The following is a 19,987-nucleotide window of genomic DNA, read 5'->3' on the forward strand; positions in this document are numbered from 1 at the left end:
GTTGTCAAAGGAGGTTTCAGCGTTCGCTCAGCAGATGTTTGATGAACAGGTTGAACAGCTCGGTCTGGCTGGAGATATCGAGCTTGGCGTAGATGTTCTTGCGGTGGATTTTCACAGTACCCTCGGCGATGCCGAGGATGCGTCCGATGGATATGGATGAATGGCCGCGCAGCACGAGGCTGACGATGGTCTGTTCACGCCGCGTCAGCCGCGACGGCGCAAAGGTGGCGAAAGCACGCTCGACATCGTCGGCATCGTGCGGCTGGCTCGGTTCCGCCACGGCTTCCGGCGCCAGATGTTCCCAATGTCGGCTGATCAGCATCGTCACCAGTGCCGCGGTCTGCTGCAAGCGCTCGAAATCGGCGGCCGAGAATGTGAGGCTGGAATTCGCCCGCAGCAGCGAATAGGCGAGGTAGAAGCCGGGCTGCAAGGGTACCAGGAAAACGATCTCCTCGCTGAGCGAGCCGGTCTCCATCGAGATGCAGGGATGGACGTCGGGAGAATTGTAATACTCGGCTTCGAAGAAGGCGTCCGGCGCCAGATCGGCCAGCCGATGCAGGCCGTTCGGAGCACGCCGCAGGCAAGCGGAATAGACAGCATCGAGGAGGTAGGTGCCGTCGAGATAGTTGCGCATGATCTGTTGCGAGGAGACCTCGCCCAGCCCGTCATGGAGCAAATGAGGGCGGTCTCGACCGGGATAGGCGAAGATGCAGGACAGATCGAAAGGCGCAACGGCGCGCAACGCTGCATCCAGCCGCTGGGTGAACCCCGGCTTGCCAAGATGCGCCACCAGTTCCGGTGTTGCCGCATGCCACGTGGCAAGCGCTATCTGATCGTTCATTGCCATCGAACCTCCCTGTCCGACGGATGGTCAGGCTGCATTTCCGGTGTCGCGATTCCGGAACCCGCTCATTGTCCTCTTCGAGTCGCCGGGCGACCTTACCGGGGATCGCGCGACTTCGAAATCACGACACCAGCCTATCCCCCAAGCCATATCCCTTTGGGGATATTTCGTCCGGTGCGCGGCGCTGAAACTATGCCGGATAACCAAGGGAGGGGAACAGCACCAATCGACGATGATTGGTGCCCACCCTCTTTGACGGAGGGGACAGGGATGAGCAAGAGTTCGAACGGCGGAACAGCCGGTGTCACATATCAGACCGTAGACCAGAGTTATTTCGAGCAGCGCCAGCTGCAACGGCATGCCGGCCTGTTCTCGTTGTGGATGATGGGCGTGGGCGCCGTCATCGCCGGTGAATACTCGGGCTGGAACATCGGCTTTTCGCAGGGCGGCTTCGGCGGCCTGCTCCTGGCGGCGCTGATCATCGGCTTCATGTATATCTGCCTGTGCTGCTCCATCGGCGAGATGAGCGCCGCGCTGCCGCATACCGGCGGGGCCTATTCCTTCTCGCGCACGGCGTTGGGCCCATGGGGCGGCTTCACCACGGGCCTTGCCGAGAACATCGAGTTCGTGCTGGCGCCAGCCGCCAACATGTTCTTCATGAGTTCCTACCTGGCGGCCATATTCGGCACGCCGGAAAGCGTGCTACCGCTGTGGTGGGTCGGCGGTTATGTCGTGATGCTGGCGATGTCGCTGCGCGGGCTCGAGCTTTCGATGCGCGTGGTCATCTATGTGACCGTCGCGGCGATCGCGGTGCTTTTGTTCTTCTTTGTCGTCGCCATCCCGCATCTGGATTTCACCCGCTATGCGCTGAACATCGCGGCCAGCCCGGGAGGGTCGACATTGCTGCCGGAAGGCAACGGCGAATGGCTGCCTTTCGGTTTCACCGGCGTGATGCTGTCACTGCCCTTCGCGGTCTACATGTTCCTGGCCGTCGAACAGCTGCCGCTCACTGCTGAAGAGGCAAAGAATCCGACGCGCGACATGCCGCGGGCGCTGATCCTGTCGATCCTGACGCTGGCAGCACTGGCGCTCGGTGTGCTGTTCTTCAGCGCCTCCATCCCGCAGGGCGCCCATGCCATGGGCTCGTCCGGTGAACCGCTGCTCGATGGCTTCCGCACCATCTTCGGTGATGGCTGGGCCAAGCTTCTGGCCTCGGTCGCGGTCCTCGGCCTTGCCGCCTCTTTCTTCGCCGGTTCCTTTGCCTCCGGCCGCAACATTTATTCGCTGTCGCGCGCCGGCTACCTGCCGACGGCGCTGTCGGTGACCAATGCCCGCACCAAGACGCCCAACATCGCGCTTGCTGCCGGCTCGGCTCTCGCGCTGTTCATGCTGCTGCTTGTCTGGTTCCTGGGCGGCCGGCACAATGTCGCTTTCATGGGCGGGTTCCTGGTCTCGATGATCGTCTTTGCCGGCATGGTATCCTACGTGATGCAGAGCATTGCTTTCCTGAAGCTGCGCAAGCTCTATGCCGCAATCGAACGGCCGTTCGTCAGCCCGTTCGGCCGGTTCGGCGCCTACGCCACGATCCTGATCTGCCTGATCACGCTGGGTTATCAGTTCTTCGATCCGCTCTATCGCTGGGCGGCCATCGCAGCTGCCGTGTGGTATGCGATCGGGCTCGCCTATTTCGCCTTCTATCGCCGGCACCGTCTGGTGCTGTCGCCTGAGGAGGAGTTTGCGGTCACGGGCGGCATGCGCGGCCATCCTGCCGAGTGAGAGCCGGTCGAGCCGGTGAGCAAGACAACAGCAAGGACAGACACATGACTGGCAGACTGCAGGGCAAGGTTGCGATCATCTCGGGCGGCGCAACCGGCATGGGCGGCGCGGCTTCGAGATTGTTTGCGGCGGAAGGTGCGAAGGTGGCGATCGTCGACCGCAACGCGGAAGCTTCGGCCGCGACCGTTGCCGAGATCGAGGCGGCAGGCGGCAAGGCCGCCTGGTTCGTCGCCGACGTATCCGACGAGGCCGAGGTCGAGGCCGCCGTGAAGGCGGCAGCCACGACCTTCGGGCCGGCGACGGTCCTGTTCAACCACGCCGGCACCATCGTCATCAAACCGTTCCTGGAAACCACTGTGACGGAGTGGGACTGGCTGCACGCCGTCAACGTGCGCTCGATGTTCCTGATGACGCGCGCCGTGCTGCCGGGGATGATTGCTGCCGGCGGCGGCTCGATCGTCTGTACCTCGTCGATCTCGGCGGTGGCGGCGACCCCGATGGAAGTGCTGTACGATACCACCAAAGGCGCCTGCCACATGTTCGCGCGGGCGATCGCCGTCGAGTTCCGGGACAGGAACATCCGCTGCAATGCGGTCTGCCCGGGCTTCATCCGCACGCCGCACGGCCTGCGCGAAGTGGCGGAGCTGCAGAGCCACGGCGTCGACGTCTCGGAGGCCGCGATCGCCGCGCAGCAGGGGCGCATCGGCGAACCGGAGGAGGTGGCCAAGGCCGCGCTGTTCCTGGCAAGTGACGAGTCGAGCTTCGTCAACGGCGCGCATCTGTTCGTCGACAACGCCTTTACGGCAATCTGATCAGAGCGATTCCAGGAAAGTGCGTAGCGATTTTCCGTCCGGAATTGCTTGAAAACAAAGAGTTAGAGTGTTTCCGCGTTTCCGTCGAAACGGAAACGCTCTAGTCCTCGCCGTCGTCGGGGTCGAGCAGGCGCGTGGCCCGCCAGCGCGTCAGCACCTCATTGGTCTGGTCGACGACGAAGAAACGTGCCGAGTCGCGGTCATATCCTTCCGACAGCAGCTTTTCGTAGTCGGTGTGCTGATGGCGGACATGGGCAATTGTGGCCAGCCACACCGCTATGCCCGGCGGCAGGGTTTTCATATGCACCGCGCCGGCATCGGCGCGGATGCGTTCCATGTCGGCATAGGGTGCCAGCGGCAGAAGTGCCGTGAGCGCCTTGGCGATGGCGCGGCGGCGGCCGGCCGGGGCGTTCATTTGTCGTTTCGATCCGGCATGAGCGCATCGGCCAAAACATCGACCGACGGGAAATAAGGTTTGATGTCGATGACCGGCGTGCCGTCGAGCGCGTCTATCGTGTCGAGTTCGATGCGGCCGGTTTCGATGTCGAATGAAATCAGCCGCGCCGAATGCAGGCCGATAGGATTCGGCCGGGCAGGGGACCGCAGCGCAAAACACCTTTGGCTTCAGTTGCATGGCGCGGTTTCTGCACAATCAGATTCCGCGGCGCATGGTGCATCCAGCTCAGGACATGGATATGGGTGACACGCTCCAGTCCGGCCAGGCCAGCGCGATAGGGTTCGTCGATCTGCAATGAGGCCGTTTGGCCGGTCTCGCGCGCGGCGCGCATGTTCCTGGGGCAGCCTTCACGCTCGGCCCAGGGGGACAAGATACGGCCGATGAACACGACGTGACCATCCGGTTGCTGTCCAGCCGGATCCTCCACCAGCATCTCCTCGCCGCCACGCATCTCGAACATCGACGTTTCTCCGCGCAAAAGGACTGCGCCATTTTCTGTTCGCCAGACGACATTCTCAATTGCGCTGCATTCGAATTTGACATAAACATATGTTTATATCTTTTCGAGGAATGCCGCTCATGCACGTCGCACTCGACACGATGGTAGATACATTGAAGGCTGCTGCCGAATCCAGCCGGCTGCGCATTCTTGCGCTGCTGGCGCGAGGCGACCTGACGGTGTCGGACCTGACCGAGATTCTCGGCCAGTCGCAACCGCGTGTTTCACGCCATCTCAAGCTGCTCCTGGAGGCCGGGCTGATCGGCCGCTACCAGGAGGGGTCGTGGGCGTTCTTCCGCCTGGCGGATCTCGACAATGCGCGTGACTTCGTGCTGCGGCTGATTTCCGGCATCCGCGCCGATGATCCGCAGATCGAGCGCGATCTCGAGCGGCTTGCGACGGTGAAGCGCAAGCGTCAGGACCGCGCCGCCGAATATTTCTCGACCAATGCGGCAAGCTGGGACGAGATCCGCTCGCTGCATGTGCCTGAGCGTGCCGTCGAAGCCGCGCTCCTCAAGCTGGTCGGCAAGCGGCCATTCCAGTCCATGCTCGACTTGGGCACCGGCACGGGCCGCCTGCTCGAGATCTTTGCGCCGCTCTATCGGCGCGGCGTCGGCATCGACATGTCGCGCGAAATGCTGGCGGTGGCTCGCGCCAATCTCGACCAGGCGGGTATCGCCCATGCCCAGGTGCGGCAAGGCGACATCTTCTCGCCGCCGGTCGAGCGCGATTCCTTTGACCTGATCACCATCCACCAGGTGCTGCACTATCTCGATGACCCGGCACCGGCGATCCGGGCTGCCGCGCGGCTGCTGCGCCCTTCCGGTCGGCTGATCATCGTCGATTTCGCCGCGCACACGCTGGAGTTCCTGCGTGACGAACATGCGCATCAGCGCCTCGGCTTTTCCGACAAGCAGATCGCCGACTGGTTTGCCGAGGTGGGACTTGATCTGGAGGAAAGCCAGGATTTCGAACCGCGCGGCGGCTCCGACGCCAAGCTTACCGTCAAGTTGTGGCTCGGCCGCGACCGCCGTTTGCTCATCGCCGATCCCAATCCTGAAACCCAATCCGCGCGGGAAGTTGCCTGATGAACCAGTTCCGTTTTTCCCGCCGTCCCGACATCGGCGACAAGATCAGGGTATCCTTCGAGTTCTTTCCGCCGAAGACCGACGAAATGGAGACCCGTCTCTGGGAGACGGTGAAGCGGCTGGAGCCGCTGAGACCGAATTTTGTTTCCGTCACCTACGGCGCCGGCGGTTCGACGCGCGAGCGCACGGCGCGCACCGTGCGACGCATCCTCAACGAGACCAGCATTCCCGCAGCGGCGCATTTGACGTGCGTAGGGGCGACGCGCGAGGAAGTGGACGCGGTAATCCGTGATTACTCCGCTACCGGTATCAAGCGCTTCGTGGCGTTGCGCGGTGATCCGGCCTCCGGTGTCGGCCAGGCCTACACGCCACATCCCGGTGGCTACCAGAACGGTGCTGAATTGGTGGCGGGGCTGAAAGCCATCGCCGACTTCGATATCTCCGTTGCCGCCTATCCGGAAAAGCACCCCGAGAGCCCGGATTTCGCCACCGATATCGAGATGCTGAAGCGCAAGGTGGACAATGGCGCGAAGCGTGCGATCACCCAGTTCTTCTTCGACAACGATCTCTACGAACGCTACGTCGAACGGGTGCGCCGCGCCGGCATCTACATTCCGATCGTGCCGGGGATCCAACCGGTGCACAATTTCCGCCAGGTGGCGAACTTTGCCTCGCGCGCCGGCGCGCACGTGCCGGCCTGGCTGGCCGAACGTTTCGAAGGGTTGGACAACGATCCGCAGACGCACATGCTTGTCGCATCGGCAGTGGCGGCGGAACAGGTGCTGGACCTTGTCGAGCGCGGTGTCGGCGATTTCCATTTCTACACGATGAATCGTGCCGACCTGGTCTTCGCCATCTGCCATATGATTGGTATCCGTGCCCATCAGACGGCACCGGAAGTACCGGAGAACCAGCCCAAGACGGGTTCGGCGGCGGCGTGAGCAGGCGGTCGGCTAGCTGTCCACGGGCATCACGCTGACGCTCGCATTGCTCTCGGCAAGCGCGATCGTCTGCTCGATGCGGCGGCGGCGTGTCTCGGGCTGCGTGGCCTTGTCGATCCAATTCAGGATAAGCGCCTTGGAAGGCGAGGGCAGTCGTTCGAAATTGCGATAGGCGATGCGGTTTTCGTCGAATTCCCGCTGCAGATCGGCCGGCAGGTCGATCTGTTTCGCGCTCATCGGCGGTTCCCAGGTGCCCGCGCTTCTGGCGCGCCGGATGGCAGCCAGGCCTGCGTCGCGCATGCGGCCATGGTCGATCAGTTTTTCGGCACGCTCCCGGTTGATGCGGTCCCACGCGCTGGTGGTCGAACGGGGCTGCAAGGTGAGGTAGAAGCTGTCACCGTCGCGCTTGGTAGCGCGCCCGTCGGCCCAGCCGTAGCAGAGCGCGTCTTCGATCGCCTCATGGAAATGGACACCGGGTGTTTCGCTGGTCTTGTGGTGGATGACCAGTCGCGCGCCGTTTACCGTGTCGCCATTTTTCTCCAGCCAATCCCGCCACTCCGTACGGCTGGCAGGAGAAAGCGTCTGCACGTCATTTCGGGCATTGGATTCGTCGATCCGCATCGCTCGTCATCCTGATCCCAGTCCCGTCGCGACTATAGAGCGGAGCTTCCGCGAAAGCAAAAGTCGAGAATGGAAAAAGGCCGGGTTTCCCCGGCCTTTTCAATGGTTTGAACTATATGGTGCTGCCTTCCCCCGCTGCTGCGGCCTTATGGAAGAACGCCCACAATAAGGGCGCCGATAAACGCAAACGCAGCACAAATCATCAGTGCATTGAGTGGCCTTGTAAGTCCCATGACATAGCCTCCTCGCTGGAAAACTATGAACCGAGTCTAGAAGCATTTCGGTCACACACAAGGAGAAAATGTGCTGCAATGCGACAAGGCTTTAGAAATTTCGACCTCGGTTTCGCCGCTATGCCTTGAATTCCTTGGCGAAATGCAGGCCTGCCTGCTGTGCATAAATTGTGGCTGAAAGGTGTCGGAAGGCCGGTTGAAAGAGACGATTTCGAGCCGGGGACGACGGGCCGCTGCACTGCGAAAACTCATCTGCCGAAACCCTGCGTCCCCGTCCCCTCAACTCTTCACAACGGTTACTCGCCGGCGGCGAAGAGACGTCCATCGATGGTGACCAGCCCGAGCCCGATCAGAAGCATGCCGAAGAGCTCGAATGTCTCGATATGCTCGCCGAGGAATGCAATCCCGAGCAATATGGCACTGACCGGTACGATCAGCGTCACCAGGGAGGCATTGGTGGCACCGGCAGAGGCGACCAGGTTGAAATAGAGGATGTAGGCGAAGGCGGTCGAGAGCAACGCCAGTCCGAACACCGCGACCCAGACAGGGATGCTGGCTGCGAACAGGCCGGTGCTGCCGGTGGTCAGAAGAATGACCGGGATCATGATGATGGTCGAGGCTGTCAACTGGCCGGTTGCGAGCACCGGAGGCGGGACACTCTTCAGCCTTCGGGCGACCATAAGTGCGAAGGCATAGGACAGCGAAGCACCGATCAGCGCGAATTTCGGCCACACCGGTCCGCCGAGACCGGCAAACACGCCTGGACCAACCATGACGGCGGTGCCGGCGATGCCGAGGCCGATGCCGGCGAGTTTGTTCCAGGAGAGTTTCTCGTCGGCGGTCATCGCATTGGCGACGATCAGTGTCCAGAAAGGGGTGGTCGCATTCAGCACCGATGCGATGCCGGCGCCGAGTTCGGTCTGGCCCGCGAAAATCAGCGAAAACGGGATGACATTGTTGGTGAGTGCCAGCAGGAAGAACAGGCCGATATGCGGCAACGCCAGTTTGAACGAGGGGCCCCGGATCAGCAGGTAGATGTGCAGCGCAGCCGCGGCGATCGCGACGCGAAACAGCACCAGGACGAGTGGATGCATTTCGGCCACCGCGATGCGGGCGAAGAAGAAGGAGCCGCCCCAGATCGCGCCGAGCAGCAGAAGCTGGCCCCAATCCTTGAGGCTCATCGGGCCGGTCTGGATGGTTTGGGTGGCGGTGCTCATAGTGTTGATGCCCCTCATGCGCTGCTACGCCATGAGACTAGCGGCTTGCCGGCAGACCGCCCACCCGAATCCTGCCGCAGCCGCAGAGGCTCCTGACACCTGCGCCAGTCGGTTCCCCGGCGAAACGAATGGACACGTTCCTGTTTTCTTTCCCGGCTAGTGAGGTTTAAGTGCGCATACCGAGAAAGGGATTCGCCTCATGCAGCGATTCGAAAATGCCCGCGAGGCAGCTCTCGCCCTCCGCCCTGACGATCCGGTTTATTGCTTCCGCCCGCAGGTGCTGAAAGCCGACGCCCGCCAGTTCATGGACATGTTTCCCGGCAAGACCGCTTATGCGGTGAAGACCAATGGGGAGCAGATCGTCCTGAAGACGCTGGCCGAGGCCGGCGTCACCGCCTTCGATGTGGCTTCTCCCGGCGAATTCGCTGCCGTGCGCGCCGTCTCGTCGGATGCGGAAATGCTTTACATGCATCCGATCAAGGCACAGTCGGATATCAAGCTGGCGCTGGAAAAATATGGCATCCGCGTCGTCGCCGTCGATCACGAGGACGAAATCACCAAGCTGACACGCGTGGTGCGTGCACTCGACATCGATCCCGGTGCCATCACCGTTTTCGTGCGCGTGCAGACCAAGGGTCATGCCGCCTATGAGCTGTCCAAGAAGTTCGGCGCGGGCCCAGCCAATGCGGTGGAACTGGCAGAGCGGCTGGCGCGTACCGGCTACAAGGTCGGACTGTGTTTCCATGTCGGCAGCCAGATCGAGGATCCCGACACCTACGAGCGAGCGCTCGCCTCGGCGGACTGGGTGCGAAACCGGCTTTCATTCGATCTTGCAGGCCTTGATGTCGGCGGAGGTTTTCCGGCCGAGTACGGTCACGATCCCAATCGCAAGCATGTCGAAATGCCGTCGCTTGGCCAGATCATGTCCAGGCTTTCCGGCGATCTCAAGGAATACGGCTTCGACCAGATGCCGCTGGTGGCGGAACCGGGACGCGTGATCGTGGCGCGTTGCCTCTCGCTGATCGTGCGCGTGCTCCTGCGCAAGGGCAGGCGGCTCTATATCAACGACGGCATCTGGGCTTCGCTGTCGGATTCCTGGACCGGCAAGATCACCTTGCCGGCGCGCTTCATCCCCGATCCGGCGATCCGTTCGCGCAATGGTTCGGAGAAGAACATCGTGCCGTTCAAGGTCTGCGGGGCGACCTGCGATTCCGTCGATATCCTGTCGCGTCCGTTCTGGCTGCCGGAAACTGTCGACACGGGCGACTGGATCGAAATCGGTCACATCGGGGCCTATTCGCTGTCGCTTCGAACCCGCTTCAACGGTTTCTACCCTGACACCTTCGTGGAGGTGACGACACCTTTCGATGAAGGCGACGCGCCGCAGGGTTTTGCCAGCCTTGAAACGATGGCGGATTGAGGAGAACGATCGTGAAAGATGCCGTATTTCTTGCAGGCGCGTTGCTGGCGATGACCGTGGCGGCCTCGGCCACCACCGTAACGCTCAAGCTGCCCGGGAAGGAGAAACCGCAGACGACCAGGGCGGCCTATGCCTGCCCGGCTCAGAAAGTGGCCGTTACCTATATCAACACAAGTGCCAACCAGTTCGCCGTGCTGGATCTTGGCAAGTCCACGATCGTGGCGGTGTCCGTCATCAGCGGATCAGGCGCGCGTTATGTCGGGCAGCAATATGAATGGTGGACCAAGGGCAACGAGGCCACCTTTACGGACCTGATGCAAAGTCCGCAAAAGCCGGTTACCTGCAGGCAGATCAAATAGAGCATGTTGTAGCCAAGTGGAATCACTTGGCGTTACAAGAACGCGACGAAAACAAAACTTGGCGCGTTTCCGCGTTTCCGTGAAAACGGAAACGCTCCAGTTACGACGAGAGCTTCTCAAGCAATTCCGGCGTCGGCCAGCCGTCGGCCGGGATGCCGAGCCGGATCTGTTCCTTGCGCACGGCGTCGCGGGTGTTGGTGCCGAGGATGCCGTCGACCTTGCCGACATCGTAACCCCTGGCTTCCAGCCTGGTCTGCAATTCCTTCATCTGTTCCAGGCTGAGGCCGGGTTCGGCATTGCGCGGATCGTAGGCCGGAGCGCCGGCAAAACGGGTGGCCATCACCGCAGCTGTGAGCGCATAGGTGAAGGACTGGTTCCATTCGATGTAGACGTCGAAATTGTCATAGGTCAGGAAGGCTGGGCCCTTGCGGCCCATCGGCAGGGCAAGGCCGGCCTTCAGGCCGTTGTCGGCGAGTGGCGAGCCATCCGGATTGGTGACACCCCACTGGTTCCACTGGCTGATTGGCATCTTGTTGGTGCGCGCGGTCTGCTCCCAGGGCAGGGTGTCGGGCACGCGGACTTCCTGAACCCAGGGTTGGTCGCGTTTCCAGCCCTTGATTTCGAGTTTCTTGGCGGTGGTCATGATGACATCGGGGGCGCTGTTGCGCAGGTCGACCTTGCCATCATTGTCGCCATCGACGCTGTCTTCGAGATAGTCGATCGGCAGCATCTGCGTCTGGCCGATCTCGCCGGCCCAGGCGCCCTTGACGTCCGCTGGCAGGTCGCCGCGGTCGATCAGCTTGAGCAGCGGTATGATCTGACGACGGAACACTGCGGGACGGCGGCAGTCGTTCGAGAGTGTCACCAATGCATTGAGGGTGTTGAAATCGCCCTGTACGGCGCCGAAGTCGGTTTCCAGTGCCCAGAAAGCGGTGACGATGGCCGGCTGAACACCGAATTCCTGCTGGGCGCGGGCGAACACCGAACCGTACTTCTGCAGCATGGTGTTGCCCTGCTTCAGCCGGTAGGCCGAGATCATACGCCCGGAGAACTGAGTAAAGGTCTGCGAGAACACGCCCTGGGCACGGTCTCGCGCCAGCACGCGCGTGTCGAAGCTTGCCTCTTCCAGCGCGCCCAGGCCGGTTTCGCCAACGCCTGCAGCCTTGGCCTCCTCGGCGACGCCCTGTTTCCAGGTTTCGAAGTCACCGCCGCACGGGGCAGCGGTCGGATCCAGCTTCTGGCCCGCTGTCGGGGCAGGCTGCTGGTCTGAGGGCGCGGATTGCTGCGCCATGGCGGTGGTCGCTGCCATTACCGGCAGCAGCGCCGCGATGAGGCTGGAGCGCAGTCGCATGGTCTTCCTTTCGGACTGATTTCGTGGCGCGGTACATGAGACCGGCGAAAGTCAGCCCCGAAAAGCAGGCTGTGGCCGCCCTGTCAACGGGTGTTCTGCCGCAGCCACTTGTTCCAGGCGGCCTCGGAGCCGTTGAAGACGTTGATGTCGGCGTCGCCTTTCATGCCGGGAATGACACCGGTTCCGGTGTATTGCCAGAAGGTGAAAGGGTGGCTGCCATATTTCTGGGTCGGGTGGCCGGCAACCGAGCGCAGCCAGTAGGGATAGCCGCGGAAGGTCGACAGATCGTTGTCATCGAAGAAATCGACGGACGTATAGATGATCGGCTTCTTGCCGTAGTGCTTCTCGACCATCTCCAGGAAAATGCGCATTTCCGAACGCACCGTCTCCGCCGGAGGCCTGAGCTTGCAGGTGGGGGACTGCGGGTTCCACTCCATGTCGAGCACCGGGGGCATGGAGGAGCGTTCATTCGGTACGTTTTCGATGAACCAGCGGGCCTGTTCCGCAGCCGGCCGGCAGAAATAGTAGAAGTGGTAGGCGGCGCGCGGCACGCCTGCCGCCTTGGTGCCGCGCCAGTGGTCGGCAAACATGTCATCGACGCGGTCGCCGCCCTCGGTCGCCTTGATGAAGGCGAAGGAAACGCCGCTGGCCCTGGCCTTCGGCCAATCCACCGAAGTCTGGTATTTGGATACGTCGGTCCCATGCACCGCATAATTCCAAGGTGCGCCGCTGTCCCATTCATGTGGTTTGGAATCGGCGAAACGCGGCGCGCGCAAGGCAACGGAAGGGCCATTGGAACCGGGTGACACCGGAGCAAGCGCGTCGACGGTCGAGCAGGCGGAAAGGGCGGTGAAGCAAAGCAGGATCGCGAGACGACGCATCCGAAATTCAGGTCCAGACCGGTGGCCGCCGGTCGCGGATGGGTCGTTCTGTCCGGTTGTTAGCCGGTTGCGGTGCCCCCACTTGCCGCCACGCCTCTCCACTCAATCACCCAACATGGTTGATAATCGGTTGATGCGGGCGAATACGCAAGTTCGTGATGACCCAGGCTGGCCGGATGGGCAACTGCGGAAAAGCGGGCTCACGGTTCTGTGAATGCAAGCCAAGGTGTTGGCATCCAAACATCTCCAGTTGCAGCGTGGCGGGCAATCGCGGCAGATTGGGTTTGTGAAATGCGGTTGGGAGGCTGTGCATGCGCGTCGTCGGCAAGATCCTGAAATGGCTGCTGGGGCTCATCGTTGTTGCCGTCGTCGGCGTGGCGATCTGGCTATGGACGGCACCGCCGGCGCTGATACGCATTGCCGCCAACTACACCGCCAAGATCGTGTGCTCTAACGTGTTCCTGGCCGACCGGGACGCCCAGCAGGTGCTGGCGGTGGATGTGCAGGCTCCGGGCCATCCGATCCTCAAGCTGATGATGCTCGATGTCGACAAGGATGCGGGCACGGTGAGTGCGGGTCTGCTCGGTGTCTTCGGCAAAGGCGCGGCGGTGCTGCGGCCGGGGCTCGGTTGCGCCAATGTGCCAGACGGCAACGTGACCGTGGCCAAGGCGATCTCGACCGACGTTTCGGTCTCGCCGGCGGTGCCGGATGTGCTGTGGCCGGAGGGCGGCCGTGTCGAACCCTCCCAGAATCCGGAGGTGAACAAGATCCTGGACGACACCTCGCTGACCGGTCCCGGCATGCGGGCCGTCGTGGTGGCGCAGAATGGCCGCATCGTGGGCGAGCGATACGGCGACGGTTTCTCGGAAAAGACGCCGCTTCTCGGCTGGTCGATGACCAAGTCGGTCAACGCCGCCATCGTGGGCACCCTGGTCAAGGAGGGCAAGCTCGCCATTACCGATCAGGGCCTGTTCCCGGACTGGAAGGCTGACAAGCGCGCTGCCATCACGCTCGCCGATATGATGGCGATGTCCAGCGGTCTCGAGTTCAACGAAGATTATGGCGACGTCACCGACGTTACCCGCATGCTTTATCAGGAACCGGACATGTCGGCTTTCGCCTCGGCCAAGCCGCTGACGGGCGAACCCGGCAAGGCCTATTCCTATTCCAGTGGTACGGCAGTGATGCTGTCGCGTCTGTGGCAAAACACCTTCACCGATCCCAAGCAGGCACTGGCCTGGCCGCAGCTCAAACTTTTTGCGCCGATCGGCATGACCAGCGCGATCATGGAGACCGACGAACACGGCACTTTCGTAGGCTCATCCTACCTCTACGCCACCGCACGCGACTGGGCGCGCTTCGGCCAGTTTCTCTTGCAGGACGGCATATGGAACGGCCAGGAAATCCTTCCCCCAGGCTTCGTGGCCTGGATGCGCGAACCTGCACCGGCATCCGATGGCGTCTATACGCGCGGGCAACTCTGGATCGAGGCCCCTGGCAATGAACACGCTCCCGGCGCCACCGCAAAAGCCGGGGTGCCGGCGGATGCCTATTGGCTGGAGGGCCATGATGGCCAGACGGTCGCTGTCATTCCTTCGCAGAAGCTGGTCATCGTGCGGTTGGGGCTGACACCGTTCAAACTCGGATATCGTCCGCAAAATCTGGCGGCTGCTTTGGCGAAGGCGCTGAAGTAGCGGGATCGGCGCAACTCCGGCAAAGTGTGTGGCATTTCCGCGTTTCCACGGGGCGGAATGCTCTAGCGGCGTACCACCGCCAGCCAGGCATAACCGCGATAAAGCCTTTCGAATGAAAGGCTTGCGCCGGCTTTGGTGGATTCCGATTCAAGCACTTCACGCAGGGAATCACGCGGGCTGACGTGGAATTTTTTGAGCCAGGCCCTGAGCAAAGAGCGGAACCAGCCGGGCATGCGTTCCTGCTGGCCGAAGTCGACGACATGCAGCGACCCGCCAGGTGCCAGGACGGCAAGGCCGGCAGCCACTGTCTTTTCCCAGCCGGGGATCATCGAAAGAGAATAGGAGACGAAGACGCGGTCGAAGCTGGCGACACCGAACAGCGCCTGTGCATCGAAGTCGGTTGCATCGGCGCGCGCGAGCAGGGTCCTGCCGGCGATGCCTTCACGAGCGATCGTGGCCTGCGCGCTGACCAGCATCTCGGCGGAGATGTCGAGGCCATAGAGGCGGGCATCGCGATAGCGCCGTGCCGTCAGTGCCAGGTTGCGACCGGTGCCACAGCCGAGCTCCAGCACACTGCCATTGGCCGGAACATCAAGGCCGGCGATCAGCCTGTCGCGGCCGAGCAGGTAATATTTGCGGGTCAGATCGTAGATGTGGCGTTGCCAGCGATAGACGCCATCCATGAGATCGGCATGGTTCGCCGGCAGGTCCTGGGTGCTCATCAGCCGCGCTTCACATAAAGGTGGAAACCGCCATAGATCGCCGAGCGGTCGCGCGCCGAGTAGTCTCGCGAGGCATCGTCCTCATAAACCCACTGGTCGAGCAGCGAAGCTGAAACGCGGCCCGGCAACAGGCTCGGCTCGGCCGCGGTGCGGAAGATGACACGGGCGCCCGGTGCGGCGCTGCGGGTGATTTCTGTCCACAACGCATTCAGTTGTTCGTCGGTCATCCAGTCCTGTGCGTCGAGCAGGATGAAACGATCGACCGTGCCGGCATCCTTGCCGGCGAGGAACTCGATCATGTTGGCGTGGTTGATGGTGACGCGATCGACGTTCGCCTTGAGGACGGGGTGGTTGTCCTTCTCCAGATAGGCGGGAAGGGCGGCTTCACCGGGATTGGGATAGCGCCGCGCAAAAGCCTGCCAGGCGAAATAGTTGTCCTTCAGCGGAAAATCGCAGGCGAGCTTCTCGAGACGCGCCTTCAGCACGCTGGCCATCGAGCCGTCACCGGAGGTGATCAGGGAATCGTATTGCGCCGGCGGGATGCCCAGCCCGAACAGCGAGGCCTTGCGCGACGTAGCCCAGCGCAGGAGCTTGCGGTCGAACACCGGCGCCAGTTTCTCGTCGAAGAAGCGGCGCTGTTCGGCGAGGTCCCTGGCAGCCATGATGCCGGTCGGGTTGACGCCGAAAAGTCGGCCGGTGCGGTGACCGGCGGCAATGAACAGGCCAAGCAGGCCGGTGCGGTAGAAGTTGCGATCGAACACCTCGATGCGACGGCGGCCGCGCCAGCTGCGCTTTTCCCAATAGTGCCGGCTGACCGGGTCAAGATTGGGGGCGATGAAGCGGTCATAGGCCGCCGAATTGTGTTCCATGCCGGCTGCACCGAAGAAACGAAACAGGTCGGTCTGGTTGGGCAGATGGCGCACCGCCGCAAGTTTCATGCGATTCAGCGCGATGTGGGCGGCGTTGAGGTCGACGGCGTCGATCCTGGCCGGCGAGCGCGTCAGATAGGCCAGGATGTTGCAGCCGCCGGATGCGATGGTGACGACACGATGGCCTTCGCCCAGCTGCATCGCTTCCATGTCGATGTCCGGGTCTTCCCATATCTGCGGGTAGACGAGGCCGGAAAAGAGGAGGGCAAACAGGCGCTCCGAGATGCCGGCCTTCGAAAGGGCGCGGTTCTGGTAGACCGCTTTTCCCACTTCCTTGCCGCGCCTGAAAACCAGTTCCGCAGAAACGTCCGACATGGCAAGGCGATTCCCCGTTTACGTTGGGCGAAGCGCGTAGCGCAGCGTCATGACAGTGCGGTGACAGCAGCGGTTGATGAACAGGCTAGGCTTCGCCGAAACCTCCCGGCGTCGGGGTGGTGACAACGACCGCTTCGCCGGCTTCCAGAACGGTCTGGTCACAGGCCTTCAGCACGTCGACCCGGCCATCGAGACGACGCACCTTGGTGCTGCCCATTTCGCCATCATTGCCGCCATCGAGGCCTTGCGGCGGGCGTGAGCGATGCGACGACAGGATCGCGCATTGCATCTTCTCCAGAAAGCGGATGGAACGGCGTGTGCCATCGCCGGCACTCCAGTGTCCCTTGCCGCCGGAGTTTTCACGGATGCGGAAGTCTTCGAGCAGCACAGGAAAGCGCAGCTCCAGGATTTCCGGATCGGTCAGGCGCGAATTGGTCATGTGGGTGTGCACGCCCGAAGTGCCGGCGAAACCGCGCCCGTCGTTCATGCGCCCCGCCGGCGAGCCCGAGCAGATCGTCTCGTAATACTGATAACGGTCGTTGCCGAAAGTCAGGTTGTTCATGGTGCCCTGGGCATTGGCCATCGCCCCCATGGCGCCGAACAGCGCATTGGTCACGTGCTGCGAGGTCTCGACATTGCCGGCGACGACGGCGGCCGGATAGGCCGGCTTCAGCATCGAGCCTTCGGGGATGACGATGTTGATCGGTCTTAGACATCCGGCGTTCATCGGGATGTTGTCTTCGACCATCACCCGGAACGCATAGAGCACGGCTGCCCGCGCCACAGGCTCGGGTGCATTGAAATTGTTCTTCATCACCGGCGACGTGCCGGTGAAATCGACGGTTGCCTCGCGCCTGGTCCGGTCGACACTGATCTTCACCTTGATCACCTGACCGGTGTCGGTCGGATATTCATAGGCCGAGGTGTCCGGAAGGCGTTCGAGCACACGGCGTACGCTTTCGGCGGCATTGTCCTGGACGTGGCCCATATAGGCCTTGACCACGGGCAAGCTGAAATGCGCCACCATCTTGCGCAACTCCGCCACGCCCTTCTCGTTGGCGGCAATCTGCGCCTTGAGGTCGGCGACGTTCTGCGCCGGGTTGCGGGCAGGGTAGCGATGGTCGGAAAGCAGGTTCACCAACTCCGCCTCGCGGAAACGGCCGCGCTCGACGAGACGGAAATTGTCGAACAGAACGCCTTCCTCATCGACGGTGGTGGCGAGCGGCGTCATCGAGCCAGGGGCCGTGCCGCCGACATCGGCGTGATGGCCGCGCGAGGCAACCCAGAACAGGATGCTTTCCTGCGCATCGTCGAACACCGGCGTGACCACGGTGATATCGGGCAGGTGGGTGCCGCCATTGTAAGGGGCATTCAACGCGAAGACATCGCCGGGGCGGACATCACCCGCGTTGAGCCGGATGATGGTTTCGACCGAACGGTCCATCGAACCGAGGTGCACCGGCATGTGCGGGGCGTTTGCGACCAGCGCGCCATTGCTGTCGAAGACCGCACAGGAAAAGTCGAGCCGCTCCTTGATGTTGACCGAATAGGCGGTGTTCTGCAGCGTCACGCCCATCTGCTCGGCGATCGACATGAACAGGTTGTTGAAGACCTCGAGCATGACGGGGTCGGCTTCGGTGCCCAGAGCTGCCTTGCGCTGTTTCCTGGCGGTCCGGCGCAACAGCACGTGGTTGCGCATTGTGATCTCGGCCTGCCAGCCGTTTTCGACGACGATGGTCTGGTTCGGCTCGATGATCAACGCCGGGCCGGAAACCCTGTCCGATGGGCGGAGTGCTTCACGGCGCCAGATGGCGGCGTCGTGCCATTCTCCTTCCGAGAAGATGCGGCGCTTTTGCCGCGTGTCGGTCATGTCGCGCGGTGGTCCAGAGGGGGCCAGTGCTTCCTGGTGGTGGCTATCACCAGCATTGCTGCCTTCCACAGCCACGGTCTCCACGACCAGTTGCTTGTCTTCGTAGATGAATCCGAATTGCGCCTTGTGGGCGACCTCGAATGCCGCCCTGGCGTTGGCGATCGAGTGGTCGGGGAAGCTGATCGGCAGCGTGGTATCGGTGCCGTCGTAGCGGATATGGAGAACAGGACGCATCGCCATGTCTTCGTCGGCGACACCTTGCATGGTCAACTCGTCGGCCACATCCCCGGCAAGACCTGCGATCAGTGCTTCGACCGCGGGCAGGGATTGATCGGCCAACGGCTCCAGCAGCGCCTGCTGGCGCGTCGCGAAGATCGATGCCAGTCCGATGCCGTAAGCCGAAAGCAGGCCAGAGAACGGGTGTATGAGCACGGCCTCCATGCCGAGGGCATCGGCGACAAGGCAGGCATGCTGGCCACCGGCGCCGCCGAAACAGTTCAGCAGATAGCCGGTCACGTCGTAGCCGCGCTGCACCGATATCTTCTTGATGGCGTTGGCCATGTTCTCGACCGCGATGGTGACGAAACCCTCTGCCACGGCTTCCGGGGAACGCCCATCGCCGGTTTCGGCCGCCAAAGCTTCGAATTTCGAGCGCACTGTCGCGACATCCAGCGGTTCGTCCTGATTGGGGCCGAAGATCGACGGGAAAAAATCCGGCTGCAGCTTGCCGAGCATGACGTTGGCGTCGGTCACCGCAAGCGGCCCGCCGCGCCGGTAGCAGGCGGGGCCCGGGTTGGCACCAGCCGAATCCGGGCCGACGCGGAAACGGCCGGCCTCGAATTGCAGGATGGAGCCGCCGCCGGCAGCAACGGTATGGATGCGCATCATCGGCGCGCGCACCCGCACACCGGCCACTTCCGTGTCAAAGGCGCGCTCATAGTCACCGTCGCTGTGCGCGACATCGGTGGAGGTGCCGCCCATGTCGAAGCCGATGACCTTGTCGAATCCCGCCAGCTTCGCCGTTTCGACCATGCCGACGACGCCGCCGGCGGGGCCGGACAGAAGCGCATCCTTGCCCTGGAATTTGTCCGCTGCCGTCAGGCCACCGGATGACATCATGAACATCAGCCTTGGGCCTTCGTGCGCATGCCCGCTCTGGCCGTCGGCAGCAACGGTGCCGAGCTCCGCCGCTACCCGTTGCACGTAACGCGAGAGGATCGGCGAGAGATAGGCATCGACGACCGTGGTGTCGCCGCGGCCAACCAGCTTGATCAGCGGCGAAACCTCGTGACTCACCGAGACCTGGGAAAATCCTGCATTTCGGCAAACCCTGGCCACGGCTCTTTCATGCTCGGGATACTTCCAGGCATGCATGAAGACGATGGCGACGGCATCGATGCCGTCGGCTCTGGCCTGTTCGATCGCAGGCTTGACGTCGGCGATGTCGAGCAGCCGTTCCGCGCAACCATCGGCGCGCACGCGCTCGGGCACCTCCACCACACGCTCATAGAGCTGCTCCGGGAGCAGAATTTCCTTTGCGAAGATGTCCGGCCTGGCCTGATAGGCGATGCGAAGCGCGTCACGGAAGCCCTTGGTGATCAGGAGCAGGACCCGATCACCCTTGCGCTCGAGAAGCGCATTGGTTGCAACCGTCGTGCCCATGCGGACCTCGCCGATCAATCCAGACGGGATCGGCTCGCCTGCCTTGGCGCCGAGCAGGGTACGGATGCCGTGGATGGCTGCATCCGGATAGGCCTCCGGGTTTTCGGACAGCAACTTCAGCGGTGTCAACGAGCCGTCCGGCGCCTTGCCGATGACGTCGGTGAAGGTACCGCCGCGGTCGATCCAGAAATCCCATTTCGCGCTCATCGACCATCCTTTCGGGTGCGTTCCTTCCCCTGTTAGTGCCGAAGGCCGAGGCCGGCAACGGCTCAACGAAGTCCGAACGCTGTTACAGG

At 62.5% G+C, this 19,987-nt stretch carries 16 protein-coding genes and 1 pseudogene; 7 read left to right on the forward strand and 10 right to left on the reverse strand.

The genetic code is table 11. The features are described 5' to 3' along the window. Positions 1–16 precede the first annotated feature (16 nt). A complete protein-coding gene (locus tag C1M53_RS22195) occupies positions 17–841 on the reverse strand; it encodes a helix-turn-helix transcriptional regulator (RefSeq protein ID WP_207213033.1) in 825 nt (274 codons plus the stop codon). A 273-nt stretch (positions 842–1,114) separates the two neighbouring features. On the opposite strand from C1M53_RS22195, the gene C1M53_RS22200 reads away from it, so the two are divergent. Then, positions 1,115–2,620: an amino acid permease gene (locus C1M53_RS22200; RefSeq protein WP_129414204.1), complete on the forward strand. Its 1,506-nt coding sequence runs from the start codon at positions 1,115–1,117 to the stop codon at positions 2,618–2,620. A 44-nt stretch (positions 2,621–2,664) separates the two neighbouring features. Then, positions 2,665–3,432, forward strand: coding sequence for an SDR family oxidoreductase (locus C1M53_RS22205; RefSeq protein ID WP_129414205.1), 768 nt, complete (start codon positions 2,665–2,667; stop codon positions 3,430–3,432). Between the two features lie 100 nt (positions 3,433–3,532). Here the strand turns inward: C1M53_RS22205 and C1M53_RS22210 are convergent, their stop codons facing one another. Both C1M53_RS22210 and tsaA read right to left on the reverse strand, forming a co-directional pair. Then, entirely contained in the window at positions 3,533–3,847 is a 315-nt protein-coding gene (locus C1M53_RS22210; RefSeq protein ID WP_129414206.1) for a DUF2293 domain-containing protein, read from the reverse strand. Continuing rightward, a pseudogene (gene tsaA / locus C1M53_RS22215) lies at positions 3,844–4,349 on the reverse strand (tRNA (N6-threonylcarbamoyladenosine(37)-N6)-methyltransferase TrmO). Before tsaA ends, C1M53_RS22210 begins: the two are co-directional and overlap by 4 nt. Before the next feature lie 119 nt (positions 4,350–4,468). Between tsaA and C1M53_RS22220 the strand changes: the two are divergent. Both C1M53_RS22220 and metF read left to right on the forward strand, forming a co-directional pair. After that, a complete protein-coding gene (locus tag C1M53_RS22220) occupies positions 4,469–5,476 on the forward strand; it encodes a metalloregulator ArsR/SmtB family transcription factor (RefSeq protein WP_129414207.1) in 1,008 nt (335 codons plus the stop codon). Continuing rightward, entirely contained in the window at positions 5,476–6,417 is a 942-nt protein-coding gene (gene metF, locus C1M53_RS22225) for a methylenetetrahydrofolate reductase [NAD(P)H] (protein WP_129414208.1), read from the forward strand. Before C1M53_RS22220 ends, metF begins: the two co-directional genes overlap by 1 nt. Positions 6,418–6,429: 12 nt before the next feature. Here the strand turns inward: metF and C1M53_RS22230 are convergent, their stop codons facing one another. Continuing rightward, positions 6,430–7,038, reverse strand: a complete 609-nt coding sequence (locus C1M53_RS22230; RefSeq protein WP_129414209.1) for a YdeI/OmpD-associated family protein — start codon at positions 7,036–7,038, stop codon at positions 6,430–6,432. A 529-nt stretch (positions 7,039–7,567) separates the two neighbouring features. After that, a complete protein-coding gene (locus tag C1M53_RS22235; RefSeq protein ID WP_129414210.1) occupies positions 7,568–8,488 on the reverse strand; it encodes a DMT family transporter in 921 nt (306 codons plus the stop codon). A 199-nt stretch (positions 8,489–8,687) separates the two neighbouring features. On the opposite strand from C1M53_RS22235, the gene C1M53_RS22240 reads away from it, so the two are divergent. After that, on the forward strand, positions 8,688–9,908 hold the full coding sequence (locus tag C1M53_RS22240) for an alanine racemase (RefSeq protein ID WP_129414211.1): 1,221 nt from the start codon (positions 8,688–8,690) through the stop codon (positions 9,906–9,908). Between the two features lie 11 nt (positions 9,909–9,919). After that, complete coding sequence (locus tag C1M53_RS22245; RefSeq protein ID WP_245488246.1) at positions 9,920–10,267, forward strand: MliC family protein; 348 nt, start codon at positions 9,920–9,922, stop codon at positions 10,265–10,267. A gap of 100 nt (positions 10,268–10,367) precedes the next feature. On the opposite strand, the gene C1M53_RS22250 is transcribed toward C1M53_RS22245, so the two are convergent. After that, positions 10,368–11,618: a lytic murein transglycosylase gene (locus C1M53_RS22250; protein ID WP_129414212.1), complete on the reverse strand. Its 1,251-nt coding sequence runs from the start codon at positions 11,616–11,618 to the stop codon at positions 10,368–10,370. Between the two features lie 83 nt (positions 11,619–11,701). Then, positions 11,702–12,499, reverse strand: a complete 798-nt coding sequence (locus C1M53_RS22255) for a GH25 family lysozyme (RefSeq protein WP_129414213.1) — start codon at positions 12,497–12,499, stop codon at positions 11,702–11,704. A 311-nt stretch (positions 12,500–12,810) separates the two neighbouring features. Here C1M53_RS22255 and C1M53_RS22260 point away from each other — a divergent pair, with 311 nt between their 5' ends. Further along, on the forward strand, positions 12,811–14,193 hold the full coding sequence (locus tag C1M53_RS22260) for a serine hydrolase (RefSeq protein WP_129414214.1): 1,383 nt from the start codon (positions 12,811–12,813) through the stop codon (positions 14,191–14,193). A gap of 62 nt (positions 14,194–14,255) precedes the next feature. Here C1M53_RS22260 and C1M53_RS22265 read toward each other — a convergent pair whose 3' ends face one another. The 3 genes from C1M53_RS22265 to C1M53_RS22275 form a co-directional block, all read right to left on the reverse strand. After that, positions 14,256–14,915, reverse strand: a complete 660-nt coding sequence (locus C1M53_RS22265; RefSeq protein ID WP_129414215.1) for a class I SAM-dependent methyltransferase — start codon at positions 14,913–14,915, stop codon at positions 14,256–14,258. Continuing rightward, entirely contained in the window at positions 14,915–16,159 is a 1,245-nt protein-coding gene (locus C1M53_RS22270) for a DUF3419 family protein (protein WP_129414216.1), read from the reverse strand. The genes C1M53_RS22265 and C1M53_RS22270 overlap by 1 nt, the downstream gene beginning before the upstream one ends. An 85-nt stretch (positions 16,160–16,244) precedes the next feature. Continuing rightward, positions 16,245–19,898 (reverse strand): hydantoinase B/oxoprolinase family protein, encoded by a 3,654-nt coding sequence (locus C1M53_RS22275; protein ID WP_129414217.1) that lies wholly within the window; start codon positions 19,896–19,898, stop codon positions 16,245–16,247. Positions 19,899–19,987: the final 89 nt, after the last annotated feature.

The organism is Mesorhizobium sp. Pch-S, from assembly GCF_004136315.1.
In the GTDB taxonomy this organism is placed as follows: domain Bacteria; phylum Pseudomonadota; class Alphaproteobacteria; order Rhizobiales; family Rhizobiaceae; genus Mesorhizobium.